Source organism: Lentzea sp. NPDC037011 (genome assembly GCF_055607425.1).
The window spans coordinates 640,888-653,033 of sequence record NZ_JBVJRT010000005.1; the positions used below are offsets into that span (position 1 = coordinate 640,888).

Consider the following 12,146-nt stretch of genomic DNA (forward strand, 5'->3'; position numbering starts at 1 on the left):
CGCGCCGCCTACCAGAGCCCGGGGAGCTCCTCTTCGCGCGCGTCCTCCCACCGGTACTCCCGCAGGTTGACCTTCCCGTCGAGGTTCGGCACCCCTTCCTCGTGCAGCATCTGCAGCTGGGTGTCGCGCAGGTGCGGGGCGCAGGTGCCGTCCGCCTTCAGGACGCGTTGCCATGGCAGGTCGTGGCCGTCCTCGTTCAGGATGCGGCCGACCAGCCGGGGCGACGGTGCCTTGGCGAGATCGGCGATGTCGCCGTAGGTGGCGACGCGGCCGCGGGGGATCGCCTTGATGGTGTCGCGGATCCGCTCGTGGATCTCTTCGTCCATGCGCCGAGTCTAGGGTCAGATCCGCACCGCCCAGGAGGCGACGGCCGCGCGGTGGCCGGTCGGTCCCGGCGGCGTCGCTGCGGAGGCGCCCGTGAACGTGTTCCGGTACGCTGAAGTAGGTCGTAAGGGTTAAAACCACTCCAAGGAGTGGCGCTTTCACACTGTTGGCGCAACGGACGCCGACTCGTGGTGGGTAAACTGCCGGGCACTCTTCAACCCATACAGGGCAACGGGAATGACGAAACCGAGCCGTAGACCCGATGCCGCTCCACCCGCGGGCACCGCCACCGCCCGCGCGCGGGAAGCCTTGGCGCGCAAGTGGAGCTACCTGCTCAGCAGCGTCGTGATGGTCGCGTTGAGCCGGGACGAGCTGGACGCCGAACTGGGCGACCAGCTCGACGCGTTGTGCACGGCGTTGCACAGCGAGCCGTTCGACCCCGCTCCGTTCGAGCAGGTGGGCGAGCGGCTCGCCGGCGTCGGCTACGTCAACGAGCCCGGGCTGCGCCGCACCGTCGACGTGCTCGGCAAGGGCCTGCTGGGCCTGGACGAGTTCAGCGGGAGCAAGCAGCACGTCGTGCGCGTCGTCGGCGGCATGGGCGCGCTGATGTGCGCCTTCAGCGCGGCGCGGGCACGTTCCATCCTGGACCAGCAGGAGAGCATGCAGCTCGCGCTGCTCAAGGCCGCCCGTGACGCGCAGCGGGACCAGCGGCGCAGCGAGGCCAGGTTCGCCGGCATCGCGACGTCGTCGACCAGCGGCATCTTCGTCGTCGGCCTCGACGGCAAGGTGGTGTGGGTCAACGACGCCGTCGGCGACGTCCTGGGCCACAAGCCCGATCCGGGCACGCGGCTCATGGACCTGGTCGCGCCGGGGTCGGTCGTCGTGTTCCGCGAGATGGTCGAACGCGTGCTGGCCGAACGCCGTGAGTTCGAACGGGAACCGCTGCACCTGTTGCGCGGCGAGGACGACGTGGCCAAGGTGACGCTGACGGCGTCACTGCTGCGCGACGGCGACAACAAGCCCAGCCACGTGCTGGTGGTCGCCGACGACGCCACGGAACTCGCGCTGCTGCAAGGAGAACTGCGCAGGCAGTCGTTGCACGACGTGCTGACCGGCCTGCCGAACCGGCAGTTCTTCACCACCCACCTGGAGACCGTGCTGCGCAGGGCCGACCCCGTGCTCGGCGTGACGGTGTTCCACCTCGACCTCGACGCGTTCGGCCTGGTGTGCAACAGCCTCGGCGGCCGGGTCGGCGAGCGGCTGCTGCAGCACGTGGCCCGCAGGCTGCGCGCGTTGCTGTCGCGCGAACAGGCGATGGTCGCCCGGTTCGACGGTGACGAGTTCGGCGTCGTCGTCGAGAACTCCGCCGCCACACCGGACATCGCGACGATGATGACCACGATCAACGCCGACCTGGCCGAACCGGTGTTCGTCGACGAGCACGGGCTCGCGGTGTCGGTGAGCGCGGGCGTCGTGCACCGGCCCTCGCCGGACGTCGACCCGGTCGAGCTGCTGCGCATGGCCGACCTCGCGTTGCGGCAGGCCAAGAAGGACCAGCGCGGCCAGTGGGAGTTGTTCCACAGCAACCAGGACACCGAACGGCGCCGTGACCACGCGCTGGCCGTCGTGATGCCGGGCGCGTGGGAACAGGGTGACATCGGCGTCTGCTACCGGCCGGTGCGCGCGCTCGCGACCGGTGAGCTGGCGGGCGTGGAGGCCGTGCTGCACTGGGACCTCACCGACCGCTGCGCCGAGCTCGCCGACGCCACGGGCATGATCCTGCCGATGGGCGAGTGGCTGATCCGGATCGTCGCCGGTCAGGCCCAGTGGTGGCGGCACCGCGGTGAGCTCGACGCGCAGTTCGGCGTCCGGCTCACCCGCCACCAGTCGACCGACGGCGACCTCGTGTCCCGCGTGGCGCGGGTGATCGAGGAGACCGGTCTGCCGCACGAGCGGCTGACGCTGAGCATGCCGGTCGGCGTGCTGGACGTGGCCTGCGCGGCGGAGAACCTGGGCACGCTGGCGGCCAGGGGAGTGCGGATCGCGCTGGAGGACTTCGCTCTCGGCCCGCGCGACCTGAACTGGCTCTCGGAGCTGCCGATCGCGTCCGTGCTGGTGCCGGGGGACCTGGTGCGCAAGCAGGACGAGCGGTGCGCCGCGCTCATCCCCGCCGTGCACGAGCTGGGCGTGAACATCTGCGTGGACGGCGTCGAGACCGCCGCCCAGGCCGAGTGGTGGGCGCGAGCGGGCGCCGACCTCGCGATCGGCACCCACTTCGGCGTTCCACGCGACGCAGGTGAGTTCCTGCAGAAGCTCTAGCCCCCTTGCAGATGCCGTCAGACGCTGCGCTGCCAGGTGACGACGGCCGTGTGGTAGGCGTCGGCGGCCGTCACCGAGAAGTTGAAGCAGTGGCCGTACCCGTTGACCACGAAGGCGTCCAGCCGCGGTGCGCGCGGGTAGAACGGCCGCTCGGAGCGGGCCAGTGCCGCGGACGACGAGCAGTCGGCGCCGAGCGGCGGGGTGCCGCAGAAGTAGTCGGCCGAGGTCTGCACGGTCATCACCGGCACGTCGATGGCACCGCTCGCGGGGAGCACGATGTTCGACATCAGCGCGGTCGTGACGAACTCACCGGCCGACACGACGTCCTTGGTGGACTCGTCGAGGTTCACCACGTCGGTGACCTTCGGGCCCGGTGCGTGGAACATGGTGTAACGGGTGCCGGGTGCCGTGGTCAGGTAACCGAGGTCGAGACCGCGCAGGCTCAGCTTCGCGTCGAGCACGGCGGGGATCAGGTTCGTCAGCGCGGGCACGGCCCGGACGTAGTCCCACTGGTGGGTCATGCCGGTGACCAGCACGCCGTCGACGTCGCGGTACCGGCCGGCCTCGGCCATCGCGATCGCGGAACCGATGGAGTGCCCGCCGATCAGCACCTTCGCGAACCGCTGCCGCAGGCGCTCGACGATCTGGTGCACCGCTTCGGCCTGGTTGGGGACGTCGACCAGGATGCTGAGCGGCTTGGTGCTCTTGCCGGTGCCGATCCGGTCCACCGCCATGGTGGCGATGCCGGCGCTGTTCATGGCGCGCACGACCGACCGGGCCTCGGGACCGACCGGGATGTCCCAGTAGCCGCTGGTGTAGGTGCCACCGGGGACGAGCACCTGGACCGCCCTGGCCCCGCGGGGGACGCAGAGGCGGCCGTACATCGTCTGCTTGACCAGTCCGAACTGGACGGGCGTGTACACGTCCTCACAGGTGGTCTGGGCGGCGTTCGCCTGCGCGGGCACCGGTAAGAGCGCGGCGAGCAGCACGGCGGCACAGAGCCGACGGAAACGCATGGGGGAACAAACCTCCAACTAGCGGGGGACGACCTTCATCATCAGGTCGTTGGGGTAGGCCGCATTGGTGAACGTGGTGCGCACGGGCCGGTCCGGGACCAGCCGGTAGCGCGAGCAGACCGCCGCAACGACGACGGCGATCTCGGTCAGCGCGAAGTGGTTGCCGATGCACTGGTGGATACCGCCGCCGAACGGGACGAACGCGCCCTTCGGCAGCTGCCGGACGCGGTCGGGCGTCCAGCGGTCCGGGTCGAAGCGCTCGGGGTCGGGGAACTGCGCGGGGTCGTGGTGCAGGGTGTGCGGGCTGAGGATCACCTCGGTGCCCGGTGGCAGGCGGACGCCGCCGAGGTCGACCTCCTCGGCGGTGCGGCGCATGACGAGCCACAGCGGGTACTTCCGCAGCACCTCGCTCGCCACCTGGCCGACGTAGGTCAGCCTCGGCACGTCGTCGACCGTGACCGCGCGCCCGGCGAGCACCTCGTCGACCTCGGCCACGACCCGCCGCTGCACGTCGGGGTTCGCGGCGATCTCGTGGAAGATCCACGCCAGCGCGAGCGCGGTGGTCTCGATCCCGGCCGTCAGCAGCGTGATGACCTCGTCGAAGACCTGCTCGTCGGTCATCGGCTCGCCGGTCTCGGCGTCCCTGGCGGCCAGCATGGTCGACAGCAGGTCGCCGTGGTCGGCCGGGTCGTCGCGGCGGGCCGCGATGACCTCCTGCACGATCGCCCGCATCCGGTCGACCGCCTCGTCGAACTCGCGGTTCGCCGGGATGGGCAGCTTCTCCACGAACCCCGGTGACAACGCGCGCAGGATGCCGTTGCGGATGATCACGAAGACGGACCGCCGGGCCTCGTCGATCGCCCGCTGACCGATCTCGGTGGAGAACAGCGCCTCACCGACGATCGTGACGGCGAGGCCCTGCATGTCGGCCTCCAGCTGCCGCACCTCGCCCGGCCGCCAGCCGTCGACGACCTCGCGCGCCGCGCGGGCCATGACGGTGACGTAGCCCGCGATCCGGTCGCGGTGGAACGCCGGCTGCACCATCCGGCGCTGGCGCAGGTGGAACGACCCGCTGGACACCGCGAGCCCGTTGCCCACGAACGGGCGGAACTTGTCGTACATCCGGCCCTTGTGGAACTTCGGCGCGTCGGTGACCAGCACCTGGTGCGTCAACCGCGGGCTGGTGACGAAATAGGTGCGCATCGGACCCAGGTGGACTTCCACCAGATCACCGCGATCACGCAAATTCCCGGTGAAGGCGAATCTTTTCCTGAGCATTGGCAACGTGTGCCCGAGAAATGGCAGCCGACCGGGTGCCACCGGGACGGACATCATCGCTCCTCGCGACGTGGAAAGGATGGACCACCTTATGAGTCGTTCGGGTGAGGATGACAGTGCCCGTTCGGGTGGCGTGTGTTCACACTTGCGGCCTAATCGAGTGCGCTTCGTGCATGACTAAGCTTGTGCGTCCGCAACCTCAAGAGGGTGGTCGCCGTGGCCGACGAGAACTGGATCCCGCAGAGCGTGGACGTGTCCGTGCCCAGTGCGGCGCGGGTCTACGACTACCTGCTCGGCGGCGCGCACAACTTCGCGGTCGACCGCGTGATGGGCGACAAGGCCGAGGAGATGATGCCGCACTCGCGCAGCGCGGCCCGTCTCAACCGGGCCTTTCTGCGCCGTGCCGTGCGGTTCATGACCGAGCAGGGGGTGCGGCAGTTCCTCGACATCGGCTCCGGCATCCCGACCGTGGCGAACGTGCACGAGGTCGCGCAGGAGCAGGCTCCGGAGTGCCGGGTCGTCTACGTGGACCGCGATCCCGTCGCCGTGGCACACGGTGAGCTGATCGTCGCGGGCAACGACCGCGTCGGCGTGCTGCAGGCCGACATGCGCGACCCGGAGAGCATCCTGAGCAGCGGCGAGGTCAGGCGGCTGCTCGACTTCGACCAGCCGGTCGGGCTGCTGCTGCTGTTCATGGTCCACTGGGTGCCGGACGACGCCGACCCGCAGGGGCTGCTCAAGCGCTACCGCGAGGCGTTGCCCGCCGGGAGCTACCTCGCGATCTCGCACATGGCCGGCGACCACGTCAACGACGAGGCCAGGGCCGTCACCGACCGGATGAGCAAGGCCGGCGGCGGTGACGTCGCCTATCGCGACCGCGCCGAGATCGAAGCCTTCTTCGGTGATTTCGAGCTGGTCGAACCGGGACTGGTCAAGTACGCCGAATGGCGACCTTCCGGTCCTGGTGACATCTCCGACGACCCGGCGGTGAACCGGATCGCCTTCGCAGGGGTCGGTCGTAAGTCATAGCCGATACCGATAGGGTGATGTCGATTCACGTCGCCGGTTGAGGTGGGACCGACGGTGCGTGGCTAAACTGCCGGACACTCCGAGCCCGTGACGAGGCAGCCCCGAATGCCGAAGCCGAGTCGTGCACGTGACGCAACCCCGTCGCCCGAGGACGCCGTCCGGGCGCGGCTGACGCTCGCGCGCAAGTGGTCCTACCGGCTGCTCGGCACCGTCGTCATCCCGCGCGGCAGCCAGGAGCTCGACGAGGAGCTGAGCGGCCGGCTCGACGCGTTGTGCGCCCTGCTGCACGAGGAACCGTTCCGCGCGACCGCGGTCGAGCAGCTGGGCGCCGACCTGGTGGGCCTGGGCCACCTCGGGAAGGCCGGTCTGCGCTGCACCACCGAGGTGCTGGGCAAGGGCCTGCTGGCGCTGCCGGAGTTCCAGCCCGTCGAGCGGTACGCGGAACGGGTCGCGCTCGCCGTGGGCGCCCTCGGCGTCGGGTTCACCGCCGCCAGCACCGAGTCCGTGCTCTCCCAGCAGGAGGGCATGCAGAAGTCGTTGCTCAAGGCTGTCCGCGACGCGAACTGGAACCTCAGGGAGAGCGAGGCCCGCTTCAACGAGGTGGTCACCTCCTCGACCAACGGCGTGCTGATCGTCGACCTCGACGGCCGGTTGCTCCAGGTCAACGCCGCGATCGGGCAGATCCTCGGCAGCACCTCCGACGAGCTCACCGGTGTGCCGCTGCTCGACCTGATCCAGCCCGGTTTCACCGACATGCTGCGGGAGGCGCTCGCCGACCTGGCCGCCGGCGCCACCGAGCGGGTCCGGCAGTCGCAGCGGTTGCTGCGCAAGGACGGCGAGTCGGCGCGGGTGACGCTGACGGCGTCGTTGCTGCGCGGCGCCGACGACAAGCCGATGCACTTCGTCGTGGTGGTCGAGGACGGCACGGAGCTGGCGCTGCTGCAGGGCGAGCTCAAGCGGCAGGCGCTGCACGACGTGCTCACCGGCCTGCCGAACCGGCAGTTCTTCACGACCCAGCTGGAGATCGCGCTGCGCAAGTGCGACCCCGAGCACGGCATCACGGTGTTCCACCTCGACCTCGACGCGTTCGGCATGCTGCGCGACACCTTCGGCGGCCGGGTCGTCGAACGCCTGCTGCAGCACGTCACGCAGCGGCTGAAGGCGTTGCTGGCGGACGAGAAGGTCATGATCGCCCGGTTCGGCGGCGACGAGTTCGGCGTGCTGGTCGAGAACACCGCGACCACGCCGGGCATCGACGCCGTCATGCGCGGCATCAACGACGACCTCGGGCTGGAACCGACCTATGTGGACGGTCACGGGCTGGCGGTGTCGGTCAGCGCGGGCGTCGTGCACCGGCCGGCCGCCGACAGCGAGCCGCTCGACGTGCTGCGCTCGGCGGAACGCGCGCTGCGCAGGGCCAAGAAGGGCCGCCGCGGCCAGTGGGAGCTGTTCCACGCGGGCCAGGACGCCGAGGAACGCCGTGACGACGCGCTGGCCGTGGCGATGCCGAGCGCGTGGGAGGACGGCGAGATCACCGTGCGGTACCGGCCGGTCGTCGACCTGGTCGGCGGGGTGGTCAGCGGTGTCGAGGCCGCGCTGCACTGGGACCGGCCGGACGCGGGCGAGCTGGGCCACGACCGGTGCGCGGAGCTGGCCGAGCAGACCGGGCTGATCCTGCCGCTCGGCGAGTGGGCGCTGCGGGTCGCCGCCGGCCAGTCGGTGTGGTGGCGCCAGCGCGGCCAGTTCGACCGCGCGCTCGCGATGCGGCTCACCGCGCACCAGTCGGCCGACGCGGACCTGGTCTCGCGGGTCGTGGGCGTGCTCGACCAGGTCGGGCTGCCCACCGACCAGCTGATGATCAGCGTGCCCGGCTCGGTGCTGCCGATGGCCGACGCCGCGGACAACGTCGCCGTCCTGACCCGCATGGGCGTGCTGACGGCGATCGACGACTTCGGCCTGGGACCGCTGGACTTCGGCCTGCTCGCTTCCGACCTGCCGGTCCGCGCGGTGCGGGTGGCCCGCGGCCTGGTGGAGAACCGGTCGCCGTACGTCGCGGCGCTGCTGCCGTTGCTGCGGGAACGCGGTGTGTCGGTGGCGGTCGACGGGATCACCAGCGCCGAGCAGGCGGAGTGGTGGCGTGCGGCGGGGGCGAGCTTCGCGACCGGCGACCACTTCGGCGTGGCCCGCGCGGCCGGGGAGTTCCTGGAGGGCCTGCAGCCCCGGTGACCGGACGGGGTCGGGGTCACGTCCGATCACCGGGGAGTTCGTCCGGACCGGCTGCGGGCTGCGCAGTGGCAAGGCTCACAACACCGTCAAAACGGGCTGAACCACCGCTCCCTGTCGAGGAGGTGGACGGCAGCGGTGGGTGCTCCGATCGGCGGGCGGGACTGATCTTGTCGGTGCAGCGTGGTGAAATCGAGGCGTGGCACTTCCACCCCAGCTGGTCCGCAGGAGACCGGAGACGCGTCCGCGTCCCCGGTGGGACGCCGCTGCGCAGCGGGTCTTCGCGCACGAGGGCTTCGTGCGCGTCCTCGGCGGCCCCGGCACGGGCAAGACGACGCTGCTGGCCGAGCTGGCCGCGCACGTGGTGCTGGAGCACGGCGCCGACCCGGAGAACGTGCTGGTGCTCACGGCGAACCGGCGCGCGTCCGTGGCGTTGCGCGCCCACGTCACGCGGCTGCTGACCGGGCGGTTCCCGACGGTGCGCGAGCCGCTGGTGCGCACCGTGCACTCGTACGCGTTCGCGGTGCTGCGCAACCAGGCGGTGCTGCTCGGCGAGCCGCCGCCGCGGTTGCTGTCCGGGCCGGAGCAGGACGCGATGGTGCGCGACCTGCTCGCCGGTGACGTCGAGCTGGGCGCCGCGCACTGGCCGGAGCGGTTGCGGCCGGCGCTGGAGCTGCCCGGGTTCGCGCACGAGCTGCGGGACCTGCTGCTGCGCGCCGCCGAACGCGGGCTGGGCCCGGAGGACCTGGTCGAGCTGGGCGAGCGGCACGGGCGCGACGAGTGGGTGGCGGCCGGGCGGTTCGGGCAGCAGTACGAGGAGGTGAACCTGCTGTCGGGGATGGACTCCGCGACGGCGTTCGCCCCCGCGCTGGACGCGGCCGAGCTGGTGGCGATGGCCTACGCGGCGTTCGCGACGGACGAGGACCTGCTGTGGGCCGAGCGGCGGCGGGTGCGGTACCTGCTGGTCGACGACGCGCAGCACCTCGACCCGATGCAGTACTCGCTGATCAGGACGCTGGGGACGGGTGCGGCGCGGTTCGTTCTCGCCGGTGACCCCGACCAGGCGATCTTCACGTTCCGCGGCGCCGACCCGGACATCCTGCGGGACGTGCCGGGCGAGACGGTGGTGCTGGCGCAGTCGCACCGGATGCTGCCCGAGGTGCGCGACGCGGTGGCGCGGCTGGCCGCCCGGTTGCCCGGTGCGTCGCCGACGCGGTCGGTGCTGCCGGTCGACGGCGAGGGGACGGTGCAGGTGCGGCTGCTCGCCTCGGCCGCGCAGGAGGCCACGTGGGTGGCGGACCAGCTGCGGCGGTCCCACCTGGCCGATGAGGTGCCGTGGTCGCAGATGGCCGTGATCGTGCGGTCGGCCACGTTGTCGCTACCGGTGTTGCAGCGCGCGCTGCTCGCCGCGGGCGTACCGGTGGCGGTGCCGTCGGACGAGCTGCCGTTGGCGCAACAGCCGTCCGTGCGCCCGTTGCTGGCCTTGGTGCGTGCGGCGGCCTCACCGTCCGCGTTGGACGAGGACACGGCGGCGATGCTGCTGTCGTCGTCGTACGGTGGTGCGGACCCGTTGGCGCTGCGGCGGTTGCGGCGTGGTCTGCGGCGACTGGAGATGGCCGCCGGCGGTGACCGGCCGAGCGGGGAGCTGCTGGTCGAGGTGCTGCTGACCGACGACCGGCTGGCCGCGCTGGAGGACGTCGAGTCGCTGCCCGCCCGCCGGATCTCGCACCTGCTGTCGCTGGCGCGCAAGGCGATCGGCCGCGGTGCGACGGTCGAGTCGGTGCTGTGGGAGCTGTGGACTGCCACCGGGCTGCAGGAGCGGTGGGTCACGCAGTCGGCGCGCCGCGGCGTGACCGGCATGCAGGCCGACCGCGACCTCGACGCGATCGTGGCGTTGTTCGAGGCGGCCGCGAAGTACGTCGACCGGTTGCCGGGCTCCGGTGTGGCCGGTTTCGCGGACTACCTGGAGTCGCAGCGGATCGTCGGCGACACGCTGGCCGCCGCCGCACCCGTCGGCGAGGCCGTGGCGGTGCTGACCGCGCACGCCGCCGCCGGCCGGGAGTGGGAGGTCGTCGCGGTGCCGGGGGTGCAGGAGGGCGCGTGGCCCGACCTGCGGCTGCGCGGCACGGTGCTGGGCGTCGAGCGGATGGTGGACGTGCTGGCCGGCCTGGAGCCGTCGGTGTCCGCGGTGGCGCCGATCCTGGCCGAGGAACGCCGCCTGCTGCTCGTGGCGGCGTCGCGGGCCCGGTCGAAGCTGCTGATCAGCGCCGTCCGCGGCGAGGACGAGCAGCCGTCGCGCTTCCTGGACGAGATCGAGTCGTCCGCCGAGGACGAGCGCAAGCTCCACCGCCCCCAGCGCGGCCTGGTGCTCGCCGAGCTGGTCGGCGAGCTGCGCCGGGTGGTGTGCTCGGACGCGGAGCCGGCCGACCGCCGTTCGCGCGCCGCCACCCAGCTGGCCCGCCTGGCCGAGGCCGGCGTTCCCGGCGCGCACCCGGAGTCCTGGTACGGCGTCGCCGCCGTGTCGTCGGAAGATCCACTGTGGACGGAAGAGCAGAAGGTCAGCGTGACCCCCTCGACCATCGAGGTGATCACCAAGTGCCCGCTGCGCTGGGTCGTCGAACGCCACGGCGGCCAGGACCCGGCCGAGCTCGCCTCCGTCACCGGCACCCTCGTCCACGCCCTCGCCCAGGCCGCCGCCTCGGGCGCCGACGCCCGTGAACTGCGCGTGAAGCTCGACGAGGCCTGGGCCGCCGTCGACGCGGGCGCCCCCTGGTTCTCCCGCCGCGAACGCATGCGCGTCGAGAAGATGCTGGACACGTTCCTCGCCTGGCTCACCATGACCCGCAGCCAGCTCACCCAGGTGGCGGTCGAGGAGGAGATGTCCGTCGAGGTCCCGAAGCGCGACGGCGGCCCCTGGCTCCAGGTCCGCGGCCGCGTCGACCGCCTCGAACACGACGCCGACGGCCGCCCGATCGTCGTGGACATCAAGACCGGCAAGAACCCGGTCTCCCGCGACGCCGGCCAGGAACACCCCCAGCTCGCCGTCTACCAGCTGGCCACCTCCCTGGGCGGCTTCACGCACATCGGCCTCGGCACCGAACCGGGCGGCGCCCGCCTGCTGTACGTGGCCCGCGAGGACAAGAAGACCGGCGCCGTGGAACGCACCCAGGCCCCCCTGGACGAACAGGGCGTCCGCGCGTGGCTGGAGGTCGTCCAAGACGCGGCCGAGTCCGTGCTCGGCCCCTCGTACACGGCGCGCGAGAACGCCGACTGCGACCGCTGCCCGGCCCGCACCACGTGCCCGGTCCACCCGTCCGGACGCCAGGTGAGCGAGTAGGTGGTGAGGCCCGCCGGTGACCTGCACCTCCCTCTCGGCGCACCGCCGGGCGACCGCGTCCACCCGGCTGGTGCGGAGCCGTTCGGAGCAGGTAGGAAGATGTGCCGGTGACGTTGCTCAGCACCCCGGTCCGGCTCTTCGCCTCGTGCGATGAGCCGCGCCTTGCCACGGGCGCATGCCGCGCGCGTGGTGGGCGGTGTGGGGTTGTTGGGTGGCGTGGGGCTGTTGAGTGGCGTGCGCGCGTTGGGCGTGTGGCGGGGGAGCGACGTGTGGGTGCTGGGGGGCCTGCTGGCGCGGCGCGGCTCCCAGCGGCTGGCGCGCTGGCGCGCATGGGACGGCACGGAGCCGTCGGACGGCATGCGCGCGTTGAGCGCGGTGAGCACCGGCCGTGCGTTGGCCGCCGTGCGCGCGTTGACTGGCGTGCGCGCGTTGACTGGCGTGCGCGTGTTGAGCGCGGTGTAGCTGTCGGCTGGCGTGCGCGCGTTGAGCACGAGCCGTGCGTCGGGCTTCGAGCGCGCGTTGAGTACCGGCCGTGCGTTGGCCGCCGTGCGCGCGTTGACTGGCGTGCGCGCGTTGACTGGCGTGCGCGTGTTGAGCGCGGTGTAGCTGTCGGCTGGCGT

Annotated in this window: 8 protein-coding genes; 5 read left to right on the plus strand and 3 right to left on the minus strand. The window is 71.8% G+C overall.

The genetic code is table 11. The features are described 5' to 3' along the window. Nucleotides 1-8 precede the first annotated feature (8 nt). Nucleotides 9-326 (minus strand): MGMT family protein, encoded by a 318-nt coding sequence (locus ACZ7CH_RS18660; RefSeq protein ID WP_360386363.1) that lies wholly within the window; start codon nt 324-326, stop codon nt 9-11. 235 nt (nt 327-561) lie between these two features. On the opposite strand from ACZ7CH_RS18660, the gene ACZ7CH_RS18665 reads away from it, so the two are divergent. Next, nucleotides 562-2,643 carry a putative bifunctional diguanylate cyclase/phosphodiesterase gene (locus ACZ7CH_RS18665; RefSeq protein ID WP_470374402.1) on the plus strand — a complete coding sequence of 694 codons (2,082 nt, stop codon included), beginning with the start codon at nt 562-564 and terminating at the stop codon, nt 2,641-2,643. A gap of 17 nt (nt 2,644-2,660) precedes the next feature. Here the strand turns inward: ACZ7CH_RS18665 and ACZ7CH_RS18670 are convergent, their stop codons facing one another. Then, on the minus strand, nt 2,661-3,659 hold the full coding sequence (locus tag ACZ7CH_RS18670; protein ID WP_360386369.1) for an alpha/beta hydrolase: 999 nt from the start codon (nt 3,657-3,659) through the stop codon (nt 2,661-2,663). A gap of 18 nt (nt 3,660-3,677) precedes the next feature. Beyond that, on the minus strand, nt 3,678-4,991 hold the full coding sequence (locus ACZ7CH_RS18675; RefSeq protein WP_470374403.1) for a cytochrome P450: 1,314 nt from the start codon (nt 4,989-4,991) through the stop codon (nt 3,678-3,680). Between the two features lie 162 nt (nt 4,992-5,153). On the opposite strand from ACZ7CH_RS18675, the gene ACZ7CH_RS18680 reads away from it, so the two are divergent. From ACZ7CH_RS18680 to ACZ7CH_RS18695, 4 genes are all read left to right on the plus strand, one after another. Next, nucleotides 5,154-5,966 (plus strand): SAM-dependent methyltransferase, encoded by an 813-nt coding sequence (locus ACZ7CH_RS18680; protein ID WP_360386375.1) that lies wholly within the window; start codon nt 5,154-5,156, stop codon nt 5,964-5,966. Nucleotides 5,967-6,071: 105 nt separating this feature from the next. Further along, nucleotides 6,072-8,192, plus strand: a complete 2,121-nt coding sequence (locus ACZ7CH_RS18685) for a putative bifunctional diguanylate cyclase/phosphodiesterase (RefSeq protein WP_470374404.1) — start codon at nt 6,072-6,074, stop codon at nt 8,190-8,192. Nucleotides 8,193-8,388: 196 nt separating this feature from the next. Next, nucleotides 8,389-11,526, plus strand: coding sequence for an ATP-dependent helicase (locus ACZ7CH_RS18690; RefSeq protein ID WP_470374405.1), 3,138 nt, complete (start codon nt 8,389-8,391; stop codon nt 11,524-11,526). A gap of 198 nt (nt 11,527-11,724) precedes the next feature. Next, on the plus strand, nt 11,725-11,988 hold the full coding sequence (locus ACZ7CH_RS18695; RefSeq protein WP_470374406.1) for a hypothetical protein: 264 nt from the start codon (nt 11,725-11,727) through the stop codon (nt 11,986-11,988). Nucleotides 11,989-12,146 lie beyond the last annotated feature (158 nt).